The sequence below is a fragment of the Streptomyces sp. NBC_00435 genome (genome assembly GCF_036014235.1).
Classification (GTDB): Bacteria; Actinomycetota; Actinomycetes; order Streptomycetales; family Streptomycetaceae; genus Streptomyces.
In genome coordinates this window covers 2716889-2738640 of record NZ_CP107924.1, presented here as the reverse complement: position 1 = coordinate 2738640, position 21752 = coordinate 2716889, and the positions used below count along the sequence as shown (strand labels likewise).

General features: G+C 73.5%; 21 protein-coding genes and 1 pseudogene. 18 read left to right on the top strand and 4 right to left on the bottom strand.

The features are described 5' to 3' along the window. The first annotated feature begins 118 nt into the window (after positions 1 to 118). Entirely contained in the window at positions 119 to 1351 is a 1233-nt protein-coding gene (hemW, locus tag OG389_RS12630) for a radical SAM family heme chaperone HemW (protein WP_328298575.1), read from the top strand. A 116-nt stretch (positions 1352 to 1467) separates the two neighbouring features. Here the strand turns inward: hemW and OG389_RS12625 are convergent, their stop codons facing one another. Both OG389_RS12625 and OG389_RS12620 read right to left on the bottom strand, forming a co-directional pair. After that, positions 1468 to 2265, bottom strand: a complete 798-nt coding sequence (locus OG389_RS12625) for a DUF3097 domain-containing protein (RefSeq protein ID WP_328298574.1) — start codon at positions 2263 to 2265, stop codon at positions 1468 to 1470. A 28-nt stretch (positions 2266 to 2293) separates the two neighbouring features. Beyond that, positions 2294 to 3019: an MBL fold metallo-hydrolase gene (locus OG389_RS12620; RefSeq protein ID WP_328298573.1), complete on the bottom strand. Its 726-nt coding sequence runs from the start codon at positions 3017 to 3019 to the stop codon at positions 2294 to 2296. 150 nt (positions 3020 to 3169) lie between these two features. On the opposite strand from OG389_RS12620, the gene hrcA reads away from it, so the two are divergent. From hrcA to OG389_RS12590, 6 genes are all read left to right on the top strand, one after another. Then, positions 3170 to 4186 carry a heat-inducible transcriptional repressor HrcA gene (hrcA, locus tag OG389_RS12615; RefSeq protein WP_328298572.1) on the top strand — a complete coding sequence of 339 codons (1017 nt, stop codon included), beginning with the start codon at positions 3170 to 3172 and terminating at the stop codon, positions 4184 to 4186. Further along, a complete protein-coding gene (gene dnaJ, locus OG389_RS12610; RefSeq protein WP_112449269.1) occupies positions 4187 to 5326 on the top strand; it encodes a molecular chaperone DnaJ in 1140 nt (379 codons plus the stop codon). Positions 5327 to 5495: 169 nt separating this feature from the next. Further along, the gene (locus OG389_RS12605; RefSeq protein WP_328298571.1) at positions 5496 to 6587 is read left to right on the top strand and encodes a nitronate monooxygenase; all 1092 of its coding nucleotides are present in this window, start codon (positions 5496 to 5498) and stop codon (positions 6585 to 6587) included. Beyond that, entirely contained in the window at positions 6584 to 7327 is a 744-nt protein-coding gene (locus OG389_RS12600) for a 16S rRNA (uracil(1498)-N(3))-methyltransferase (RefSeq protein WP_328298570.1), read from the top strand. The genes OG389_RS12605 and OG389_RS12600 overlap by 4 nt, the downstream gene beginning before the upstream one ends. A gap of 65 nt (positions 7328 to 7392) precedes the next feature. Then, complete coding sequence (locus tag OG389_RS12595; protein WP_328298569.1) at positions 7393 to 7752, top strand: histidine triad nucleotide-binding protein; 360 nt, start codon at positions 7393 to 7395, stop codon at positions 7750 to 7752. 3 nt (positions 7753 to 7755) lie between these two features. Further along, positions 7756 to 8664 (top strand): ribonuclease Z, encoded by a 909-nt coding sequence (locus OG389_RS12590; protein WP_328298568.1) that lies wholly within the window; start codon positions 7756 to 7758, stop codon positions 8662 to 8664. A gap of 69 nt (positions 8665 to 8733) precedes the next feature. Here OG389_RS12590 and OG389_RS12585 read toward each other — a convergent pair whose 3' ends face one another. Continuing rightward, positions 8734 to 10125, bottom strand: a complete 1392-nt coding sequence (locus OG389_RS12585; protein ID WP_328298567.1) for an MFS transporter — start codon at positions 10123 to 10125, stop codon at positions 8734 to 8736. Positions 10126 to 10415: 290 nt separating this feature from the next. Between OG389_RS12585 and OG389_RS12580 the strand changes: the two genes are divergently transcribed. From OG389_RS12580 to OG389_RS12550, 7 genes are all read left to right on the top strand, one after another. Continuing rightward, positions 10416 to 11513: a carbohydrate kinase family protein gene (locus tag OG389_RS12580; protein ID WP_443059257.1), complete on the top strand. Its 1098-nt coding sequence runs from the start codon at positions 10416 to 10418 to the stop codon at positions 11511 to 11513. 211 nt (positions 11514 to 11724) lie between these two features. Continuing rightward, positions 11725 to 12771: a PhoH family protein gene (locus OG389_RS12575; protein ID WP_328298566.1), complete on the top strand. Its 1047-nt coding sequence runs from the start codon at positions 11725 to 11727 to the stop codon at positions 12769 to 12771. Between the two features lie 13 nt (positions 12772 to 12784). Then, positions 12785 to 13282, top strand: a complete 498-nt coding sequence (gene ybeY, locus OG389_RS12570) for an rRNA maturation RNase YbeY (protein WP_328298565.1) — start codon at positions 12785 to 12787, stop codon at positions 13280 to 13282. Next, complete coding sequence (locus tag OG389_RS12565) at positions 13279 to 14586, top strand: hemolysin family protein (protein WP_328298564.1); 1308 nt, start codon at positions 13279 to 13281, stop codon at positions 14584 to 14586. The genes ybeY and OG389_RS12565 overlap by 4 nt, the downstream gene beginning before the upstream one ends. Next, complete coding sequence (locus OG389_RS12560; protein WP_328298563.1) at positions 14583 to 14945, top strand: MmcQ/YjbR family DNA-binding protein; 363 nt, start codon at positions 14583 to 14585, stop codon at positions 14943 to 14945. Before OG389_RS12565 ends, OG389_RS12560 begins: the two co-directional genes overlap by 4 nt. A gap of 212 nt (positions 14946 to 15157) precedes the next feature. Continuing rightward, positions 15158 to 15514, top strand: coding sequence for a cytidine deaminase (locus OG389_RS12555; RefSeq protein WP_328298562.1), 357 nt, complete (start codon positions 15158 to 15160; stop codon positions 15512 to 15514). A 79-nt stretch (positions 15515 to 15593) separates the two neighbouring features. Then, positions 15594 to 15752, top strand: a complete 159-nt coding sequence (locus OG389_RS12550) for a hypothetical protein (protein ID WP_328298561.1) — start codon at positions 15594 to 15596, stop codon at positions 15750 to 15752. On the opposite strand, the gene OG389_RS12545 is transcribed toward OG389_RS12550, so the two are convergent. Further along, positions 15742 to 17064, bottom strand: a complete 1323-nt coding sequence (locus OG389_RS12545; RefSeq protein WP_328303727.1) for an MFS transporter — start codon at positions 17062 to 17064, stop codon at positions 15742 to 15744. The genes OG389_RS12550 and OG389_RS12545 overlap by 11 nt on opposite strands. A 161-nt stretch (positions 17065 to 17225) precedes the next feature. On the opposite strand from OG389_RS12545, the gene OG389_RS12540 reads away from it, so the two are divergent. The 4 genes and pseudogenes from OG389_RS12540 (at position 17226) to era (ending at position 21730) form a co-directional block, all read left to right on the top strand. After that, positions 17226 to 18257: a GlxA family transcriptional regulator gene (locus tag OG389_RS12540; protein WP_328298560.1), complete on the top strand. Its 1032-nt coding sequence runs from the start codon at positions 17226 to 17228 to the stop codon at positions 18255 to 18257. A gap of 63 nt (positions 18258 to 18320) precedes the next feature. Beyond that, positions 18321 to 19802, top strand: a complete 1482-nt coding sequence (locus OG389_RS12535; RefSeq protein WP_443059256.1) for a beta-xylosidase — start codon at positions 18321 to 18323, stop codon at positions 19800 to 19802. Further along, positions 19799 to 20275, top strand: a pseudogene (locus OG389_RS12530) (WxL protein peptidoglycan domain-containing protein); the annotation flags it as partial. The gene OG389_RS12535 and the pseudogene OG389_RS12530, both read left to right, overlap by 4 nt. 504 nt (positions 20276 to 20779) lie before the next feature. Further along, a complete protein-coding gene (era, locus tag OG389_RS12525) occupies positions 20780 to 21730 on the top strand; it encodes a GTPase Era (RefSeq protein ID WP_405498149.1) in 951 nt (316 codons plus the stop codon). The last annotated feature ends 22 nt before the right edge of the window (positions 21731 to 21752 follow it).

The window sequence follows — 21752 nt, the reverse complement described above, 5'->3', positions numbered from 1 at the left end:
CGGGGCGGGGCGGCCGGCCCCGTCCCGGCGGCCGGCCGGCCCGCCCCGCGCAACCCCGCCCCCGTACGGGCGGTCCCGGCCGGGACCCGGTCTGCCGGGCGTGCGGGACAATGGGGGCATGCCTTCCGCACTGCCCGACGGTGAACCCATGCCCGAAGACGGCTCGCTGCCGCTCCACGCCCTGGCGGGAGCCGGAGAGCGGCCGCTCGGGTTCTACCTGCACGTCCCGTACTGCGCCACGCGCTGCGGGTACTGCGACTTCAACACCTACACGGCCACCGAGCTGCGGGGCACCGGAGGCGTGCTCGCCTCCCGGGAGAACTACGCCGACACCCTGATCGACGAGGTCAGGCTGGCCCGCAAGGTCCTCGGGGACGACCCGCGGGCCGTGCGGACGGTGTTCGTGGGCGGTGGCACGCCCACGCTGCTGCCCGCCGGGGACCTCGTACGGATGCTCGCGGCGATCCGCGAGGAGTTCGGGCTGGCGGAGGACGCCGAGGTCACCACCGAGGCCAATCCGGAGTCGGTGAACCCGGAGTACCTGGCGGAGCTGCGGGCTGGCGGCTTCAACCGGATCTCCTTCGGCATGCAGAGCGCCCGGCAGCACGTCCTGAAGGTCCTGGACCGTACGCACACCCCCGGGCGCCCGGAGGCCTGCGTCGCGGAGGCGCGGGCGGCGGGCTTCGAGCACGTGAACCTGGACCTGATCTACGGGACCCCGGGGGAGTCGGACGAGGACTGGCGGGCGTCGCTGACGGCGGCGCTGGGGGCCGGGCCCGATCACATCAGCGCCTACGCGCTGATCGTGGAGGAGGGCACCCAGCTCGCGCGGCGGATCCGCCGGGGCGAGGTCCCGATGACGGACGACGATGTCCACGCGGACCGGTACCTGATCCTCGACGCGGTGATGGCCGAGGCGGGGTACTCCTGGTACGAGGTCTCCAACTGGGCCACGTCCGAGGCCGGGCGGTGCCTGCACAACGAGCTGTACTGGCGCGGGGCCGACTGGTGGGGAGCGGGCCCCGGAGCCCACTCGCACGTGGGCGGGGTGCGGTGGTGGAACGTGAAGCACCCCGGTGCCTATGCGGCGGCGCTGGCGGAGGGGCGGTCGCCCGGGGCGGGGCGGGAGCTGCTGTCGCAGGAGGACCGGCGGGTGGAGCGGATCCTGCTGGAGCTCCGGCTGGTGGACGGGGTCCCGCTGTCGCTGCTGGCGGCGCCGGGGTTGGCGGCGTCCCGCCGTGCGCTGGCCGACGGGCTGCTGGAAGCCGCCCCGTACTCGGCCGGGCGGGCCGTGCTGACCCTGCGTGGTCGCCTCCTGGCCGACGCGGTGGTCCGCGACCTGGTCGACTGATCCCCTCCGGGCCCCGCAGCCCTGCCGTGCCCCGGACCCCTGCCGCGTGCGGCGCCGCTGCCGGGACCAGCCCCGGACCCCCGCGCCTCGAACGCCCGCCGGACAGGCATGTACGGCTACGCCGTCACGTGGTCGATCAGGTGCTCCACCGCACCCAGCAGGGCCGGCTCCAGGTGCCTGTACGAAGTCACGCGCGACAGGATGTGCTGCCAGGCGGCGCCCGTGTTCTCCGGCCAGCCCAGCGCGCGGCAGATGCCCGTCTTCCAGTCCTGGCCCGGGGGGATCACCGGCCAGGCGGGGATGGACAGCGCGGACGGTTTCACCGCCTGCCAGACGTCGATGTAGGGGTGGCCCACGATCAGGACGTGCGGGGAGGTCACGGAGGCGGCGATGCGGGACTCCTTGGAGCCCGGGACCAGGTGGTCCACCAGGATGCCCAGCCGGGCGTCGGCGGCGGGGGCGAACTCCGCGACCACCGCGGGGAGGTCGTCGATGCCCTCCAGGTACTCCACCACGACGCCCTCGATCCGCAGGTCGTCGCCCCAGACCCGCTCCACCAGCTCGGCGTCGTGGCGGCCCTCCACATAGATCCGGCCCGCCCGGGCCACCCGCGCCCGCGCGCCGGGGACGGCCACCGAGCCGGAGGCGGTGCGCAGCGGGGCCGAAGGGGCTCGGCCCGGGCGGGTCAGCGTCACCACCGCGCCGTCCAGGAGGAAACCGCGGGGCTCCAGCGGGAAGACCCGGCGCTTGCCGAAGCGGTCCTCCAGGGTGACCGTGCCCGCCTCGCAGGCCACCACCGCGCCGCAGAAGTCCCTACCGGCCACCTCGACCACCAGGTCGGGCTCGGCCGGCACCTCGGGGGCCGGCTTGGCGCGCTTCCACTGCGGGGTCAGGTCGGGGGAGTACTCACGCATCCGGCCGAGGGTAGGAGAGCGGGCGGCCTCAGGTGCCCGACACGCCGAAACGCGCGGCCAGTGTGTCGCGTTGGGCACGGACGAAGGCCGCGTCGACCACCGCTCCGTGACCCGGCACGTACAGAGCGTCGTTTCCGCCCAGGGAGAGGAGCCGGTCCAGCGCCGCCGGCCACTGCCGGGGCACCGCGTCCGGACCCGCCTGCGGTTCGCCCGACTCCTCGACGAGGTCGCCGCAGAAGACCACTTCGCGCGTCCCCGGCACGAAGGCCGCCAGATCGTGCCGGGTGTGCCCGGGCCCCACGTTCGCCAGCAGCACCTGCACACCGCCCAGATCGAGCGTCCACTCGCCCGACACCAGGTGCCGGGGGACCACCAGCAGCTCGGCCGCCTCGGCGGCCTCGGACGCCGCCAGGCCGTGGCGCACCGCGTCGGCCCGCAGGTCCTCCCGGCTGACGGACAGCAGGGCATCCAGCCCGACCGGACCGTAGATCTCCACCCCGGAGAACGCCGCACCACCCAGAACGTGGTCGAAATGTCCGTGTGTGAATGCGATATGAGTCACGCGCCGGCCCGCCAGCCGCTCCGCCTCGGACCGTACCTGCGCGCCTTCGCGGACGCAGGACCCGGGGTCGATCAGGAGGGCGGAATCCTCGCCCACCACCAGTCCCACGGTGCAGTCCCACACCGGAAGGCGCCGCCGGCCGGCCCGTTCGGTGAGCCGTTCCCAGCCCGCCTCTTCCCAACGCACGTCCATACCGCGACGCTACCTTGGCGGGCCGGCCTTGCTACGGGTGTACCACCCCGCCGTACACTGACCGGGGGATCTCTGGCACTCGAACGCGCAGAGTGCCAACCAGCCGAGCCGGACCAGGCCACGACGACGGAAACGATGGAGGTGTGCGCGATGCTCAGCGAACGCAGACTCGAAGTGCTGCGCGCCATCGTCCAGGACTACGTCGGGACGGAGGAGCCGGTCGGCTCCAAGGCGCTCACCGAGCGGCACGGCCTCGGCGTCTCGCCCGCCACGGTGCGCAACGACATGGCCGTGCTGGAGGACGAGGGCTACATCGCGCAGCCCCACACCAGCGCCGGCCGGATCCCCACGGACAAGGGCTACCGCCTCTTCGTCGACAGACTGGCGGGCGTCAAACCGCTGTCGACGCCGGAGCGCCGGGCCATCCAGAACTTCCTCGACGGCGCCGTGGACCTCGACGACGTCGTCGGCCGCACCGTGCGGCTGCTCGCGCAGCTGACCCGCCAGGTCGCCGTCGTCCAGTACCCGAGCCTGACCCGGTCCACCGTGCGGCACGTGGAGCTGCTCTCGCTGGCCCCGGCCCGCCTGATGCTCGTCCTCATCACCGACACCGGCCGGGTCGAGCAGCGGCTCGTCGACTGCCAGGCCCCCTTCGGGGAGGCCTCGCTCGCCGATCTGCGGGCGCGGCTCAACAGCCGTGTCGTCGGCCGCCGGTTCACCGACGTGCCGCCGCTGGTGAAGGACCTTCCGGAGTCCTTCGAGAACGAGGACCGGGTGACGGTGCGATCCGTCCTCGACACCCTTCTCGAAACGCTGGTGGAGGAGGCGGAGGAGCGGCTGATGATCGGCGGCACCGCCAACCTCACCCGTTTCGGACACGATTTTCCCCTGACGATCAGGCCGGTGCTCGAAGCACTCGAGGAGCAGGTCGTGCTCCTCAAGCTGCTGGGCGAGGCCAATGAGTCGGGAATGGCCGTAAAGATCGGGCATGAGAATGCCTACGAGGGACTGAACTCCACGTCCGTCGTCTCGGTCGGCTACGGTTCGGGCGGCGAAGCAGTCGCCAAACTCGGCGTGGTCGGACCGACCCGCATGGACTACCCCGGAACGATGGGAGCGGTACGCGCAGTGGCACGTTACGTCGGACAGATCCTGGCGGAGTCGTAAGTGGCCACGGACTACTACGCCGTTCTCGGCGTGCGCCGCGACGCATCGCAGGACGAGATCAAGAAGGCATTCCGGCGGCTTGCGCGCGAGCTGCACCCGGATGTGAACCCTGATCCCAAGACGCAAGAGCGTTTCAAGGAGATCAACGCCGCGTACGAGGTGCTCTCGGACCCGCAGAAGAAGCAGGTCTTCGACCTCGGCGGCGACCCGCTGTCCTCCTCGGGCGGCGGTGGCGGCGCGGGCGGCTTCGGAGCGGGTGGCTTCGGCAACTTCTCCGACATCATGGACGCCTTCTTCGGCCAGTCCTCGCAGCGCGGACCGCGCTCGCGGACCCGCCGCGGCCAGGACGCCATGATCCGCCTCGACCTGGAGCTGGACGAGGCCGCCTTCGGCACGACCAAGGACATCCAGGTCGACACGGCCGTCGTCTGCACCACCTGCTCCGGCGAAGGTGCCGCCCCCGGCACCTCGGCGCAGACGTGTGACATGTGCCGCGGCCGCGGTGAGGTCTCACAGGTCACCCGGTCCTTCCTGGGCCAGGTCATGACCTCGCGCCCCTGCCCGCAGTGCCAGGGCTTCGGCACCGTGGTCCCGACCCCGTGCCCCGAGTGCGCGGGCGACGGCCGGGTCCGCTCCCGCCGCAGCCTCACGGTCAAGATCCCGGCCGGTGTCGAGAACGGCACCCGGATCCAGCTCGCGGGCGAGGGCGAGGTCGGCCCCGGCGGCGGCCCCGCCGGCGACCTGTACGTGGAGATCCACGAGCTGCCGCACCCGACCTTCCAGCGGCGCGGGGACGACCTGCACTGCACGGTCACCATCCCGATGACGGCGGCGTCCCTGGGCACCAAGTGCCCGCTGGAGACGCTGGACGGGCTGGAGGAGATCGACATCCGGCCCGGCACCCAGTCCGGCCAGGCGATCCCGCTGCACGGCCGGGGCGTCACGCACCTGCGCGGCGGCGGGCGCGGCGACCTGATCGTGCACGTCGAGGTCACCACCCCGAGCAAGCTGGACCCGGCGCAGGAGGACCTGCTGCGCCAACTGGCGAAGCTGCGCGGCGAGGAGCGGCCGCTGGGCCAGTTCGCGCCGGGTCAGCAGGGCCTGTTCAGCCGTCTGAAGGACGCCTTCAACGGTCGCTGAACCGCGCGCGCGGCAGCGTACGAGAACACCCGCGAGCCCGGTCCGGGGATGTCCCGGACCGGGCTCGCGGCATGCGGGACGGCGGGATCCGGGCACCCGGGTGAAGGGGACTATGCCAGGCGAATGCCGTGATTCGGTCCCGTGAGCGGGACATGGCACGATGCAGCTCATGTCCTCCGCACCGAACGGTCTCTTCGCGTACCCGATCGTGCAGGCGCCCATGGCGGGCGGCGCGTCCTGCCCGCCGCTCGCCGCCGCCGTGTGCGAAGCGGGCGCGCTGGGCTTCCTCGCCGGCGGCTATAAGACCGCCGACGGCATGTACCAGGAGATCAAGCGGCTGCGTGCGCTCACGCGACGCCCCTTCGGCGTCAACCTCTTCCTGCCGCAGGCCAGCCACGTGGACCCGGCGGTCGTCGAGGCCTACCGCGGACACCTCGCCAGCGAGGCCTCCTGGTACGAGATCTCCCTCGCCGAAGAGGACATCATCGGCACCTGCGACGACGGCTACGACGCCAAACTGGCCATTCTCGTAGAAGACCCGGTGCCCGTGGTCTCGTTCACTTTCGGCCTGCCCTCACCCGAGGCCCTCACCCGCCTGCGCAAGGTCGGTACGTACACGATCGCCACCGTGACCTCCGTCGAGGAGGCACGCGCCGCGCAGGCGGCAGGCGTCGACGCCGTCTGCGTCCAGGGCATGGAGGCGGGCGGCCACCAGTCCACCCACCGCGACGACCCGCGGGCCGACGGCACGGCCGGCCTCGGCCTGCTCGCGCTCGTCGCGCAGGTACGCGAGAGCGTGGCCCTCCCGATCATCGCGGCGGGCGGTCTGATGCGCGGCTCGCAGATCGCCGCACTGCTGGCCGCGGGCGCCGAGGCCGCACAGCTCGGCACGGCCTTCCTGGCCTGTCCGGAGTCCGGAGCGGACCCGCTCCACAAGAAGGCACTGACCGACCCGCTGTTCGTACGGACGGAGATGACCCGGGCCTTCTCGGGGCGGCCGGCCCGCGGGCTGGTCAACCGGTTCATGCGCGAGCACGGCCCCTACGCCCCGGCCGCCTACCCGCAGGTCCACCACCTGACCATGCCGCTGCGCAAGGCCGCCGCGGCGGCCGGGGATCCGCAGGGCATGGCCCTGTGGGCGGGCCAGGGGCACCGGCTGGCGCGGGCGCTGCCGGCCGGCGAACTGGTGGAGGTGCTCGCGGCGGAACTCGCCGCGGCCCAGCACGCGTTGAAGACCATGCAGATGAGGAGTGCGTCATGACCGCCCCGGTGTTCGTGGTCGAAGAGGTTCCCGCGGGGCCGGAGTTCGTCCTGGACGGCCCCGAGGGCCGCCACGCGGTCTCCGTCAAGCGGCTGGCCCCGGGCGAGGCCGTGGTGCTCACCGACGGGCGGGGCGGCTGGGCCGAGGCCGTCGTGAAGGCGGCCGAAGGCAAGGACCGCCTCCTCGTCTCCGTGTCCGGGGTCTTCGAGGAGCCCGAACCGGCCGTCCGGATCACGGTCGTCCAGGCCCTGCCCAAGGGCGACCGGGGCGAGGTGGCCGTCGAGACCATGACGGAGACCGGCGTCGACGCGATCGTGCCCTGGCAGGCCTCGCGCTGCATCACCCAGTGGCGCGGCGACCGGGGCGCCAAGTCCCTCGCGAAGTGGCGGGCGACCGCACGTGAGTCCGGCAAGCAGTCCCGCCGGGTCCGCTTCCCCGAGGTCGCCGAGGCACTGTCGACCAAGCAGGTCGCGGCACTGCTCGCGGAGGCCGACCTCGCGGTGGTCCTGCACGAGGACCGCGACGCGCCCTCGGGCGCCCTCGCCACCGCGGAACTACCCACCACGGGATCCGTCGTCCTGGTGGTGGGCCCCGAGGGAGGGGTCTCCCCGGACGAGCTCGCCGCCTTCGCGGCGGCCGGCGCGCACCCGTACCGACTGGGTCCCTCGGTGCTGCGCACCTCCACGGCGGGCACGGCTGCTGCGGCGGTCCTGCTGGCCAGGACGGGCCGCTGGTCCTGACGGGGCCGGTCGGTGGCGGTCGATACGATGCCGGAACCGATCACTTGTCACGGAAGGCTCAGCACATGGCCGGGGAACCGCAGGCCGACTGCCTGTTCTGCAAGATCGTCGAGGGGAAGATCCCCGCGACCGTCGTCCGCGAGACCGCGACGACCCTCGCCTTCCGGGACATCAACCCGCAGGCACCCACCCACGTGCTCGTCATCCCGAAGGCGCACTACCCCGACGCCGCCTCCCTCGCCGCCGCCGAGCCGCTGGTGGCCGCCGACGTACTGACCGAGGCAGCGCTGGTCGCCGCAGACGAGGGGCTCTCCGAGCGCGGCCACCGGCTCGTCTTCAACACCGGCGCGGGCGCCGGACAGGTCGTCTTCCACGCCCACGCGCACGTCATCGGCGGCCGCGGCCTCCAGTGGCCGCCCGGATAGCCGATGTCCGTACGAGAATTCGTGGTCCTGGGCACCGCCAGCCAGGTACCCACCCGCCAGCGCAACCACAACGGCTACCTGCTGCGCTGGGACGGCGAGGGCATCCTCTTCGATCCCGGCGAGGGCACCCAGCGCCAGATGCTGCGCGCCGGGGTGGCCGCGCACGACATCAACCGGATCTGCGTCACCCACTTCCACGGCGACCACAGCCTCGGCCTCGCCGGGGTGATCCAGCGGATCAACCTCGACCGGGTCCCGCACCCCGTCACCGCCCACTACCCGGCCTCCGGACAGAAGTTCTTCGACCGGCTGCGGTACGCCACGGCCTACCGGGAGACCGTCCAGCTGGCCGAGGAGCCGGTGGCCGGGGACGGGATCCTGGCGAGCGGGGACGCGTACACCCTGGACGCCGTGCGCCTCTCGCACCCGGTGGAGTCCTTCGGCTACCGGGTCACCGAGCCCGACGGGCGCCGGATGCGGCCCGAACTGCTCGCGCTGCACGGCGTCAAGGGTCCGGACGTGGGCCGGATCCAGCGCGAGGGCAGCCTCGGCGGGATCACCCTCGACGAGGTCAGCGAGCCGCGTGCCGGGCAGCGGTTCGCCTTCGTGATGGACACCCGGCTCTGCGAGGGAGTCGAGGCGCTCGCGGAGGGCTGCGACATGCTGGTGATCGAGTCGACCTTCCTGGACGAGGACGTCCAACTGGCCACCGACCACGGGCACCTCACCGCGGGTCAGGCCGCCCGGGTGGCCCGGGACGCGGGCGTGCGACACCTGGTGCTCACGCACTTCTCGCAGCGCTACGGCGATCCGTCGGAGTTCGAACGCCAGGCCCGCGCGGCCGGCTTCGAGGGCGGGCTGACGATCGCCGCCGACCTCGTACGGGTTCCCGTGCCGAAGCGGGCCGGATAGCGGAGCCGGCCCCGGCACCGCACGACGGAGCCGGGGCCGGGGCCGGGGCAGGGCCAGGGCAGGCGGGGGCTAGACCCCGGTCCGGACGCGCCGCCGGGCCTGCTCCCGGCTCCGGCGGGCCGCTGCCGGGGAGAGCAGCAGCACGCGCAGCGGGGGCAGGCGCAGCGGGCGGGCGGGGCGCGCGGGGATCGGCGCGAGCTCCACGACCTCCAGCTCCGGCGCACCCACCCTCGGCACCGCGCCGGACAGGGTCCCGGCCCCGGCGGCGAGGACGGCCGCCGGGGCACCGCCGCGCCGCCGCACCGAGCCGGGGGTCAGCGGACGTCCGCCGACGTGCAGGGCGACGGCGGCCATCGGCCCGGCCACGGCCAGCAGCAGGCCGCCCAGCACCAGGCCCATCCCGGGGAACCCGGCGCCCTCGGCGAGCAGGCTCCCGGTGACGGGGCCGCAGGCCACGCCGAGCGAGGACGCGGAGCCGACCAGGACGGCCCAGCGGCCGCGCGGGTCGAGGGCGGCGGCGAGCCCGATGGCGTAGGAGAGCACGACGGGGTAGACCGCGTTCCACAGGATCTCCCCGGCGGCGAAGGCGCCGAGGTCCCGGGCGTGCGAGGCCAGCACCACGCAGCAGGCGATGACCGTCGTGCCCACGCCCACCGGGACCGCCCGCCCGAGGCGGGCCCCCAGCGCCGAGGCGGCGGTGACCCCGAGCAGCCCGGCACCGAGCGCGGCCGCGAAGACGATCCCGAGGGTGACCTCGGACAGCCCCGCCTGCTGCGCGCCGATGCGGCCGCTGACGCCCCACAGGGCGTTCTGGGCCAGCGACCACAGCATCAGGGCGCCGGCCAGCACCACCCCGGCGCGCGGGTACGGCAGCCGGCCGCGGACCCGTACGGCCCGGCCGGGGCCGTCGGAGCCGTCCGCCCCGCCCAGCCGGCCCGTCGCCGGCCAGCACACCGCCGCGACGGCGGCGATCGCCGCGAAGGGCAGCCAGTGACCGCCGCCGAGCCGGGGCAGGGTCAGGTACAGGGCCCCGGCGGTCGCCGACACCGACAGCAGCCCCAGCGCGGAGGTGCGGTGCGGGTCGCGCTGCGCGGCGATCCCGGAGGCGGCCACCGCGGTGGCGGTGCCGGATCCGAAGCCGCCGACCACGGCGCCCGCGACGACGAGCGGGAGCAGCGGGGTGGCCGCCGCCGTGCCGTAGCCGAGGACGGCGAGCAGCAGCCCGAGCCGGGCCAGCGGACGCGGGCCGTGCCGGGCGATGCGGGAGGCGAGGGTGAATCCGGCGGCGGCGGAGCCGAGCAGCAGGACCGAGCCGATCAGTCCGGCCTGCGCGGGGCTCAGCGGCAGGTACGCGTCCAGCCGGCCGACGACGGTCGGCAGCAGGTACGGGGCGACGTAACCGGAGGTGAACAGCGCGACGAGCGGCCAGGCGGCGGGCGGCGCGGGGGTGTGGTCGGGCACGGGTGTTCCAGGTGACACAGGCGGAGCATGAGATTCCGCAACAAGGCGGTGCTCATATCTATCAAGTCCCCGGATCTTCCGAGAAGGGCGTTCGAGCAGTGATCTGCGTCACACTGTAAGCCGGGCCCCCTCGAGAGGGAGGGCTGGACGTCGGACGTGAGTTGAGTCCCATGAGACGGGCCGGTCGGACAAGCTTCGGACAAGCTAGTGGGGCAAGCCAGTAGGTCAGGCCCCTGCAGAAACGACCCAGCAGGATTCCAGCGAGACGCGCACCGAACGGGGAGTACATCGTGACCAGTCGCAGCAGCGGGGAAAGCCTCGCCTCCGCCGTGGATCCGCTCGGTCCGCTGCGGGACCGTCAGGAGCCGGGCTGTGACGTCTTCCTGACCGGCACGGTCTTCCTCGACATCATCTTCACGGGCCTCGACTCGGCCCCCGTGCGCGGTACCGAGTCCTGGGCCCGGGGCATGGGCTCCAGCCCAGGCGGCGTCGCCAACATGGCCACCGCCCTCGCCCGACTGCACCTGCGCACCTCCCTGGCCGCCGCCTTCGGGGACGACCACTACGGGGAGTACTGCTGGGACGCGCTGGAACAGGGCGAGGGCATCGACCTGTCGATGTCACGGACGGTGCCCGGCTGGCACAGCCCCGTCACCGTCTCGATGGCCTACGAGGGCGAGCGCACGATGGTCTCCCACGGCCACGAGGCCCCGCCCCCGGCCGGCCCCGGGCCGTTCCCGCACTGCCCGCCCCGCACCCGCGCGGCCGTGGCCTCGCTCGGCCCGGGCGGCGGCGAGGCCTGGGTCGCCGAGGCGGCCCGGCGCGGGGCCCGGGTCTTCGCCGACGTCGGGTGGGACGACACCGGGCGCTGGGACCTGGGGGCACTGGCCGACCTGGAGCACTGCGAGGCCTTCCTGCCCAACGCGGGGGAGGCGATGGCCTACACCCGCACCGACTGCCCGCGCGCGGCGGCCCGGGCGCTGGCCGAGAAGGTCCCGATCGCGGTGGTGACGATGGGATCCGAGGGCTCGTACGCGGTGGACGGGCGGACCGGGGAGACGGCCGAGGTCCCGGGGATCGCGGTCGACGCCCTGGATCCGACCGGCGCGGGCGACGTGTACGTGGCGGGCTTCCTCACCGGCACCCTCGCCGGGTGGCCGCTGGCGGACCGGCTCGCCTTCGCGGGCCTGACGGCGGCCCTGTCGGTGCAGGAGTTCGGCGGCTCCCTGTCGGCCCCGGGCTGGCCGGAGGTGGCCGCCTGGTGGCGCACCGCCCCCGAGGCCCTGCGTGGGCGCTACGGGTTCCTGGACGACCTGGTTCCGCGGGCCCCCGCCCCGGCCAGCCGGCGCCGGGCGGTCCCGACGATCGGCTTCCGGCAGTCCGCGTAGCACCGGGGACGGGCCGACCCGGCCCGGCCGCGGCGCCGGGCCCGCGCCCGGCCGGTCGCGGCTCCCGGCCGCGCCGTGCCCTCGGGCCCGGCGCGGGACCGCGTAAAACCCCTCGGGGATGACCCGGCGGCGACGTAGGCTTGGAAGTCCGGTGGCCGTCGATCGGCGCGGCCCCTCAGTGGGAGGTATGCGCAGGCCACAGTGCCGGCCCATGACTCAGACACCGACAGCCAAGAGCCCCGCGCCGGGGCAGGCGCGAGCCCACTTCACCGTCCCGGCCACCCATCCGATGGTCTCCGTCCTCGGCTCGGGCGACGCCCTGTTGCGCGTGGTCGAGAAGGCCTTCCCGAAGGTCGACATCCATGTTCGGGGCAATCAGGTCAGCGCGATCGGCTCCGCGGCGGAAGTCGCCCTGATCCAGCGCCTGTTCGACGAGATGATGCTGGTGCTCCGCACCGGACAGCCGATGACGGAGGACGCAGTGGAACGCTCGATCGCCATGCTCAAGTCGAGCGGCAACGGCGAGGGTCCGGACGAGACGCCCGCCGAGGTGCTCACCCAGAACATCCTCTCCAGCCGCGGGCGCACCATCCGCCCCAAGACCCTCAACCAGAAGCGGTACGTCGACGCGATCGACAAGCACACGATCGTCTTCGGCATCGGCCCCGCCGGTACCGGCAAGACCTACCTGGCCATGGCCAAGGCGGTCCAGGCCCTGCAGTCCAAGCAGGTCAGCCGGATCATCCTGACCCGCCCGGCGGTCGAGGCGGGCGAACGCCTGGGCTTCCTCCCCGGCACCCTCTTCGACAAGATCGACCCGTACCTGCGCCCGCTCTACGACGCCCTGCACGACATGATCGACCCGGACTCGATCCCGCGCCTGATGGCGGCGGGCACCATCGAGGTGGCGCCCCTGGCATACATGAGGGGTCGCACTCTGAATGAGGCGTTCGTCGTCCTCGACGAGGCGCAGAACACCACCCCCGAGCAGATGAAGATGTTCCTGACCCGGCTCGGGTTCGACTCGAAGATCGTCGTCACCGGTGACGTGACCCAGGTCGACCTGCCGGGTGGCGCCAAGAGCGGTCTGCGGCAGGTCCAGGACATCCTGGAAGGCGTGCCGGACATCGCCTTCTCGCGGCTCACGTCCGAGGATGTCGTCCGGCACAAGCTGGTCGGCCGTATCGTCGACGCGTACGAGAAGTACGACGACAGCCAGGACGGGAAGCCGTCCCGGAACGGCTACCAGCGGAAGTAGAACCCAGCGCACCATGTCGATCGACGTCAACAACGAGTCCGGAACCGAGGTCGACGAGCAGGCGATCCTCGACATCGCCCGCTACGCGCTCGCCCGGATGCGGATCCACCCGCTCTCGGAGCTCTCCGTCATCGTCGTCGACGAGGAGGCGATGGAGCAGCTGCACATCCAGTGGATGGACCTGCCCGGACCCACCGACGTCATGTCCTTCCCGATGGACGAGCTGCGTCCGCCGTCGAAGGACGAGGAGGAGCCCCCGCAGGGGCTCCTCGGTGACATCGTGCTCTGCCCCGAAGTGGCCAAGAAGCAGGGCGAGGACGCGCCGACGCGGCACTCCATGGACGAGGAGCTCCAGCTCCTGACCGTCCACGGAGTGCTGCACCTGCTCGGGTACGACCACGAGGAGCCGGACGAGAAGGCCGAGATGTTCGGCCTCCAGGCGGCCATCGTCGACGGCTGGCGCGGCGAACGCGGCGTGACCGGCCCGTCCCCGGCCCCCACCGTCTCGTGACCGGCGATCCGCAGCTCATCACCGGGGCCGTACTGCTCGTCGTGGTGGCCTGGTTCGCCGCCTGCGCGGAGTCCGGGATCGCCCGGATCTCCGCCTTCCGCGCCGAACAGGCCGTACGCGACGGCCGGCGCGGCAGCGCGAAGCTCGCGCAGGTCGCCGGCGACCCCACCCGCTACCTCAATGTCGCGCTGCTGGTCCGGGTCACCTGCGAGATGGCGGCGGGCGTGCTCGTCACGTACGTCTGCCTCGACGAGTTCGGGGAGAACTGGACCGCGCTGCTCGTGGCCATCGGCGTGATGGTGCTCGTGTCCTTCGTGGCCGTCGGGGTGTCCCCGCGCACCATCGGCCGGCAGCACCCGTTGAACACGGCGACGGCGGCCGCGTACGTCCTCGTACCGCTCGCCCGCGTCATGGGTCCCATCCCGCAGCTGCTGATCCTCATCGGCAACGCGCTCACGCCCGGCAAGGGCTTCCGCAAGGGGCCCTTCGCCTCCGAGGCGGAGCTGCGCGCGATGGTCGACCTGGCGGAGAAGGAATCGCTGATCGAGGACGACGAGCGCCGCATGGTGCACCAGGTCTTCGAGCTGGGCGACACGCTCGTGCGCGAGGTGATGGTGCCGCGCACCGATCTGGTCTGCATCGAGCGGTACAAGACGGTCCGTCAGGCGACCACGCTCGCACTGCGCTCCGGGTTCTCGCGCATCCCGGTGACCGGGGAGAACGAGGACGACATCGTCGGCGTCGTGTACCTGAAGGACCTGGTCCGCAAGACGCACATCAGCCGGGACGCGGAGGCCGACCTGGTCTCGACGGCGATGCGCCCGGCGGTCTTCGTGCCGGACACGAAGAACGCGGGCGATCTGCTGCGCGAGATGCAGTCGGTGCGCAACCACGTGGCGGTCGTCATCGACGAGTACGGCGGTACCGCCGGCATCGTCACCATCGAGGACATCCTGGAGGAGATCGTCGGCGAGATCACCGACGAGTACGACAGGGAACTCCCGCCGGTCGAGGACCTGGGCGGGGACCGCTACCGGGTCACCGCACGCCTGGACATCACCGACCTCGGTGAACTGTTCAAGGTCGACTCCTTCGACGACGAGGACGTGGAGACGGTCGGCGGACTGCTCGCCAAGGCCCTGGGCCGGGTGCCGATCGCCGGTGCCTCGGCGGTGGTGGACCTGCCGGACGGGCGGCCGCTGCGGCTGACCGCGGAGTCCCCGGCGGGACGGCGGAACAAGATCGTGACGGTGCTGGCGGAGCCGGTGGTCGCGGCAACGGATCCGGAGGGTGGGGCATCATGACGCCGGCGCAGCTGCGCGCGTTCTGTCTGGGGTTCAACGCGGCGGTGGAGGAGTTCCCCTTCACCCCGGAGACCTCGGTGTTCAAGGTGCTGGGCAAGGTGTTCGCGCTGACCGCGCTGGACGGGGAGCCGCTGAAGGTCAACCTCAAGTGCGAACCGGAGCTGGCGGTACGGCTGCGGGCGGAGCACGAGGCGATCGTGCCGGGCTGGCACATGAACAAGCGGCACTGGAACACGGTGACGGCGAGCGGGCCCGGGGCGCTGCCCGACGCGCTGGTCCGGGAGCTGGTCGAGGACTCGTACGACCTGGTGGTGGCGGGCCTGCCGAGGGCGGAGCGGCTGAAGCTCGACCGGGCGTAGCGTTCCCGCCCGCGGAACCGGGGACAGGTCCAAGGTCACCGATCACAGGACCTTCGGAACCGGGGATCCGCTTACGCAGCGCTTAGCTTTGTCCCAGCGCCACCAAGATCCCAGCGCCACCAAGAGCCCGGGGGGACACCGGGGGTGGAGGGGAGAGCGCGTCGGCGGGGTCGTCGTGCGGCCCCGCCGACGTGCTCCATATGCTTCGGGCTATGACCGACAGCACCGGGCTCGGCCCCGAAGACAGCAAGATCATCACGTTGGCGCGCAGCGCCCGGGCCCGCAACGGCGTGGCCGAGGGGGCGGCGGTCCGCGACGAGACCGGCCGTACGTACGTCGCCGGAACCGTGGCGCTGGACTCCCTGAAGCTGAGTGCGCTCCAGACGGCCGTGGCGATGGCGGTGGCCAGCGGCGCGCAGTCCCTGGAGGCGGCCGCGGTCGTCAGCGCGGCGGACGCCCCCGCCGATGCCGACCGCGCGGCGGTCCGTGACCTCGGCGGCCCGGACACCCCGGTCCTCCTGGCGGGCCCGGACGGCATCCTGAAGTCCACCACCGCGGCCGGAGCCTGAGGCCAGGAACCTGAGGCGCGGGGTCCGGCAGGCCCGGTTCCGGCCGATCCAGGTACGCCCGGCAGGCCGCGTAGACCAGGTGCGCAGGAGCCGCGCCGTCCGGCTGCTCGGGGCGCGCGCCGGCCGCGAGCAGCAGCCGCACCACGCCGTCCCGGCCCTCGCGCACCGCGAGGTCCAGCCCGTGTGGTCCACGGGCCCGTCCTGGCAGCCGGGTCCGTGGTGGGCCGTCAGACCGTGACGGCAGTGGCAGGGGCAGCGGCGGCGGGGGAGCGGCGGCGGATGACCATCGCCATGAGGGCGGCCGTCGCGCACAGGGCGCCCGAGGCGTACCAGACGGGGTCGTACGAGCCGAAGGCGTCGCGGGCGAGGCCGCCCAGGAAGGCCACGAGCGCCGCGCCGATCTGGTGCGAGGCCAGGACCCAGCCGAAGACGATGGCGCCGTCCTCGCCGTAGTGCTCGCGGCACAGCGCGATCGTCGGCGGGACGGTCGCGACCCAGTCCAGGCCGTAGAAGACGATGAAGAACACCATCGGCGGGTGCACGGACGGGGCCAGCAGCATCGGGAGGAAGAGCAGCGAGACCCCGCGCAGGGCGTAGTACACCGCGAGGAGGCGCCGCGACTCGAACCGGTCCGTCAGCCAGCCGGAGAACACCGTGCCGATCACGTCGAACACGCCGATCACGGCCAGCAGTCCGGCCGCCGCGGTCACCGGCATGCCGTGGTCGTGGGCGGACGGTACGAAGTGGGTCTTGACCAGCCCGTTGGTCGAGGCTCCGCAGATCGCGAAGGTGCCCGCCAGCAGCCAGAAGGGCCCGGTCCGGGCCGCCTTGAGCAGTACGCCCACCGCTCGGCGGGCGGCGCCGGGGACCGGCGCGGGCTTGGCCGTGTACGTGCCCCCGTACGGGGCGGCCCCGATGTCCGCGGGGTGGTCGCGCAGCAGGAGCCAGACGAAGGGCACGACGGCCAGGGCCGCCAGCGAGACGGTGACCGCCGCCGGGCGCCAGCCGTGGTGCTCCACGAGCCAGGCCAGCAGCGGCAGGAAGATCAGCTGACCGGAGGCTCCGGCCGCGGTCAGGATGCCGGTGACCAGGCCGCGCCGGGCGACGAACCAGCGGTTGGTCACGGTCGCCGCGAAGGCCAGGGCCATCGAGCCGCTGCCCAGGCCGACCAGGACGCCCCAGTAGAGGATCAGCTGCCAGGAGGCGGTCATCCACACGGTGGCCAGGGAACCGGCGGCTATGACGGTCAGCGCGAGGGCGACGACCCGGCGGATGCCGAAGCGGTCCATCAGCGCGGCCGCGAACGGCGCGGTGAGCCCGTACAGCGCGAGGTTCACCGAGACGGCGAGGCCGATCGTGCCGCGGGACCAGTCGAACTCCTCGTGCAGCGGCTCGATGAGCAGCCCCGGGAGGGAGGCGAAGCCGGCGGCGCCGATGATCGTCACGAAGGCTACGGCCGCCACGGCCCAGGCGCGGTGGACACGGTACGGCCGCCGCGGTGCGCCGGGGGCCGGAGCGCCGGGCCGGGGTGCGGAGCCGGGTGCGGGCACGGGCGTCGGTGCGGGTGTCGGTGCGGATGCGGATGCGGAATCGGCACCGGAGGAGGGGCCGGGGCCGGGGCCGGGGGCTGTCTTCGTCACGACGCCAGTGTCCGGGCGGCCGGACCCCGTACGACAGTGGCCTGACTGACACGCTTCGATATGATCGGGCCATGGAGACTCGCGCGCACCGTGTCGTCGTCCTCGCCCTCGCCGGGCTGCTGCCCTTCGAGCTCGGGATCCCGCACCGGATCTTCGGCCGTGCCGGTGACCGGTCCGGGCGGCCGCTCTACGAGATCCTCACCTGCGGGCTCGCCCCCGGCCCGGTGCCCACGGACGCCGACTTCGACATCCACGTCGAACACGGCCCGGAACTGCTGGCCACGGCGGACACGGTGGTGGTCCCCGCCTCGTACGAGCTGGGCCCGGTCCACGCGGAGGGCCGGCTCACCCCCGAACTCGCCGCCGCCCTCGCGCACATCAGGCCGGGCACCCGGCTCGTCTCCATCTGCACGGGCGGTTACGTACTGGCCGCCGCGGGATTCCTGGACGGCCGCCCGGCAACCACCCACTGGGCTTCCGCGGAACACTTCCAGCGGACCTTCCCGGCCGTCCGGGTGGACCCGGGCGTGCTGTACACCGACGACGGGGACGTGCTCACCTCCGCCGGGGTCGCCGCCGGCATCGACCTGTGCCTGCACATCGTGCGCCGGGACCACGGAGCGGCCGTCGCCAACGAAGTGGCCCGGCGCACGGTGGTACCGCCGCACCGCGAGGGCGGACAGGCGCAGTTCATCGAGCGCCCGGTGCCGCAGCCGCAGCGGTCGGCCACCACCGCGGCCCGCGCGTGGGTACTGGACCGGCTGCACGAACCGCTGCGGCTGACCGATCTGGCCCGGCAGGAGGCGATGTCGGTACGGACCTTCACCCGCAGGTTCCGCGAGGAGTCGGGACTCAGCCCCGGTGAATGGATCGTCGGCCAGCGCGTGGAGCTGGCCCGCGCGCTGCTGGAACAGACCGACCTGCCGATGGAACACGTGGCGCGGGAGGCGGGCTTCGGGACGGCGCAGTCGCTGCGCAAGCACGTGCGGGCGGCGCTCGGGGTGAGCCCGACGGCCTACCGGCGGACGTTCCGCGAGACCGGGACGGGCGGCATCCTCCCATCTCCTGATGGGACATCAGTTGCTGCCGGGTCCGTGCATTGACTTATCCCGCCGCCCGCTCGTGAATGGCCCCCTGTCGGGGTACGGGATCCCAGGGGGCGGACAGTGCGGACATCGGCGCGGCACAGAGGGTGGTCGGCGGCCGTCGGCATGGCGGTGCTGGCGGCCGCGAGCGGGGGTGCGCTGGGCGCGCCCGCCGCGGCGGAGGAGGGGGGAACGCCTCCCGGCCAGGTCGAGTTCCCGACGCACTGCCTGCCGCCCCAGGAGGCCGGGCTGCCGCCCGCCGACGGGACCACCACCGCCCGGATCACCGTCGACGACCCGGCGCCGCGCGTGGGCGACACCGTCACCGTGACCTACCAGGTGACCCGGACCCCCGCCGTGAACCCCCTCGCCGCCGGGCTCCCCGCCGACGTGCTCACCCCGACCGGGCGGATCGTGCTCGGGGGTGCGCAGAGCGGCGAGGTCACGGTCGTCGGAGCCAGGCGCAACGACCCGGTCGCGGTGGGCGGCGCGCTGCCGGCCGTCACCATGACCGGCACCTTCACCGTCGCCGCGCCGGGTGAGATCACCCTGGCCCCGGGCGGTTACACCCTGCACACCAGCCACCTGCTCGAACTGGACACGGTCTGCGCCGCCGCGGCGAGCCCCGCCCCCGCCCCGGGGACGGATCCCGTACCGAGTCCGGATCCGTCCGCCAACCCGTCCGCCAACCCGTCCTCGAACCCGCCCCCCGTCCCTTCCCCGTCCACCCCGACGGCCATGCCGACCGCACCCGTCCCCGCACAGCCCCGGCCCCCGGTCGCGCAGCGGATCACCGCGACCCCGCTGCCCACCGCCAACCTGCGCTCGGTCGCCCTGGGGGCGGCCGCGGGCGGACCCGGAGCCAAGGTCAAGGTCACCGGAGCGGGCTTCGTCCCCGGCGCGGCCGTCACCGTGGCCGGCCGGGCGGGCGCGGCCGAGACCGCCGACCGGGTCACGGCGAACGCCGACGAGCTGGGTGTGGTCCTCGTGGAGCTGCCGGTCGCGGACCGCGCGACCACGGCGGTCGTGGCGTACGAGGGCGCTGCCTGGACCCCGGCCCGGGGCTCGGGCCCGGCGGCGTACACGGTGATCGGCGCGACCCCGGCGCCCACGGGCACGCAGACGGTGACGGCGGTCGTGGAGCCGGGCGCGCTCGGCATGACGCAGGAGGGCGAAGCCGTGACCCTGGGCGCGGTGCCGTACGGGGACGGCGGCGCGGCGGCCGGCCGGATCGGCACGGTCACCGTCACGGATGCCCGGGGCGGGCCCGCCGGGTGGTCGCTGATCGGGAAGGTCACCGATTTCACGGGCTCCGGCGGGGTCCGCATCCCGGGGGCCTCCCTGAGCTGGACCCCGTCGTGCGCCGCCGCCCCCGGCAGCCCCAGCGTCTGTACGCCGGGCAGCGCGGGCACGGTCGGACCCGACGGGGCCGTACTGGCCTCCACCGCGGACGCCGCGCTGGTCGGCGGCACCTTCACCGTCGACGCGCCCGTCACCCTCCAGGTCCCGCCGTACACCCCGCCGGGCGCCTACACGGCGGTGCTGACGCTGACGTTGTCGTGACCCGGCACCGGCACCGGCTCGGGCACCCGCACCGGCACCGGGCCTCCGCCGCGCCGGGCGGGGCCGTCGTCCTGCTGCTCCCGCTGCTCCTGCCCCTCCTGTCCCTGCTGCTGCTCCTGCCCGCCGGGCCCGCCGCGGCCGCCGACAACGGCCAGTGGTCCGTACTGCCCGCCGCCAACACGATCGGGCAGCGTCCCTACTTCTATCTCGCCGCCGCCCCCGGCCAGTCCGTCACCGACTCCGTCACCATCGCCAACCGCACCGACCGGCCCCGCACCTTCCGCCTCTACGCCGCCGACGCCTACAACACCGCCCGGGACGGCGGCTTCGCCCTGCGCGGCCCCGACGAGCCGCGCACCGCCACCGCCGCGTGGACGGAGCTGGCGCGGGACCGGGTCACCGTCCCGGCGGGGACGGAGATCAGCGTCGGGTTCACCCTCACCGTCCCCGACCGGGCCGAACCGGGGGACCACCCCGGAGCCGTCGTCGCCCTGGAGGACCGGCCGGCCGGCACCGCCGTGCGGGGGATAGGCGTCCAGCAGGCCGTCGCCGCCCGCGTCTACCTCCGGGTCACCGGCCCGACCGCCCCCGCCCTGGCCGTCGAGGACCTGCGCACCACCCGGCGGGGCGCCGCCGGCGCGGAGGTCTCGTACACGCTCCACAACCTCGGCAACGTCACGCTCCGCCCCCGGGCCACCCTCACCGCCGCCGGCACACTGGGCCGTCACCTCTTCTCCCGCCCCCTCACCGGCCTGCCCACCGAACTGCTGCCCGGTCAGCAGGTCCGGCTCACCGCCCGCTGGGAGGACCCGCCCGCACTGGAATGGGCCGAGGTCACAGTGGCCGCGCGGGCCGAAGGGACGTCCGCCGCGGCCAGCACCGGACACGCCACGCACCCCGCTCTGAACGGCCTGGTCGCGGCCGCTCTGGCCCTCGCGGCGGCAGCCTGGTCGGCGCTGGGAGCCGCATCGGGGAGAATGGCCCGTATGAGCGATCGTTCCCCCGAGACCACCAGCCCGCACCGTGCGGGCTTCGCATGCTTCGTCGGCCGTCCCAACGCGGGGAAGTCGACCCTGACCAACGCGCTCGTGGGTACCAAGGTCGCGATCACCTCCAACCGGCCGCAGACCACGCGCCACACCGTTCGCGGCATCGTGCACCGCCCCGACGCCCAGCTCGTCCTGGTGGACACGCCCGGCCTCCACAAGCCGCGCACGCTGCTCGGCGAGCGGCTGAACGACGTGGTGCGCGCGACCTGGTCCGAGGTCGACGTGATCGGCTTCTGCCTGCCCGCGGACCAGAAGCTCGGCCCCGGTGACAAGTTCATCGTCAAGGAGCTCGCGGGGATCAAGAAGACCCCCAAGATCGCCATCATCACCAAGACCGACCTCGTCGAGTCGAAGGTGGTGGGCGAGCAGCTCATCGCCGTCCACCAGCTCGCCGAGGAGCTGGGCTTCGAGTGGGCCGAGATCGTCCCGGTCTCGGCGGTCGGTGACAGCCAGGTCCAGCTGCTGGCGGACCTGATCGCGCCGATGCTGCCCAAGAGCCCGCCGCTGTACCCGGAGGGCGACCTCACCGACGAGCCCGAGATGGTGATGGTCGCGGAGCTGATCCGCGAGGCCGCGCTCGAGGGCGTACGGGACGAGCTCCCGCACTCCATCGCGGTCGTCGTCGAGGAGATGATCCCCCGGGAGAACCGCCCGGCGGACCGCCCGCTGCTGGACATCCACGCGAACCTCTACATCGAGCGCCCGAGCCAGAAGGGCATCATCATCGGCCCGAAGGGCGCCCGCCTGAAGGAGGTCGGGATGAAGTCGCGCAAGCACATCGAGGCGCTGCTCGGCACCCCGGTCTTCCTCGACCTGCACGTGAAGGTCGCCAAGGACTGGCAGCGCGACCCCAAGCAGCTCCGCAAGCTCGGCTTCTAGGCGGTCCGGTTCCGGGCGCCGC

What these genes read in the sequence shown, in the direction of transcription:
- OG389_RS12605 (WP_328298571.1), top strand. Translation starts at nt 5,496, where the DNA reads ATGTCCTCCGCACCGAACGGTCTCTTCGCGTACCCGATCGTGCAGGCG.
- era (WP_405498149.1), top strand. Translation starts at nt 20,780, where the DNA reads ATGGCCCGTATGAGCGATCGTTCCCCCGAGACCACCAGCCCGCACCGT.
- ybeY (WP_328298565.1), top strand. Translation starts at nt 12,785, where the DNA reads ATGTCGATCGACGTCAACAACGAGTCCGGAACCGAGGTCGACGAGCAG.
- OG389_RS12540 (WP_328298560.1), top strand. Translation starts at nt 17,226, where the DNA reads ATGGAGACTCGCGCGCACCGTGTCGTCGTCCTCGCCCTCGCCGGGCTG.
- OG389_RS12595 (WP_328298569.1), top strand. Translation starts at nt 7,393, where the DNA reads ATGGCCGGGGAACCGCAGGCCGACTGCCTGTTCTGCAAGATCGTCGAG.
- hrcA (WP_328298572.1), top strand. Translation starts at nt 3,170, where the DNA reads ATGCTCAGCGAACGCAGACTCGAAGTGCTGCGCGCCATCGTCCAGGAC.
- OG389_RS12600 (WP_328298570.1), top strand. Translation starts at nt 6,584, where the DNA reads ATGACCGCCCCGGTGTTCGTGGTCGAAGAGGTTCCCGCGGGGCCGGAG.
- OG389_RS12620 (WP_328298573.1), bottom strand. Translation starts at nt 3,019, where the DNA reads ATGGACGTGCGTTGGGAAGAGGCGGGCTGGGAACGGCTCACCGAACGG.
- OG389_RS12560 (WP_328298563.1), top strand. Translation starts at nt 14,583, where the DNA reads ATGACGCCGGCGCAGCTGCGCGCGTTCTGTCTGGGGTTCAACGCGGCG.
- hemW (WP_328298575.1), top strand. Translation starts at nt 119, where the DNA reads ATGCCTTCCGCACTGCCCGACGGTGAACCCATGCCCGAAGACGGCTCG.
- OG389_RS12625 (WP_328298574.1), bottom strand. Translation starts at nt 2,265, where the DNA reads ATGCGTGAGTACTCCCCCGACCTGACCCCGCAGTGGAAGCGCGCCAAG.
- OG389_RS12590 (WP_328298568.1), top strand. Translation starts at nt 7,756, where the DNA reads ATGTCCGTACGAGAATTCGTGGTCCTGGGCACCGCCAGCCAGGTACCC.
- OG389_RS12575 (WP_328298566.1), top strand. Translation starts at nt 11,725, where the DNA reads ATGACTCAGACACCGACAGCCAAGAGCCCCGCGCCGGGGCAGGCGCGA.
- OG389_RS12555 (WP_328298562.1), top strand. Translation starts at nt 15,158, where the DNA reads ATGACCGACAGCACCGGGCTCGGCCCCGAAGACAGCAAGATCATCACG.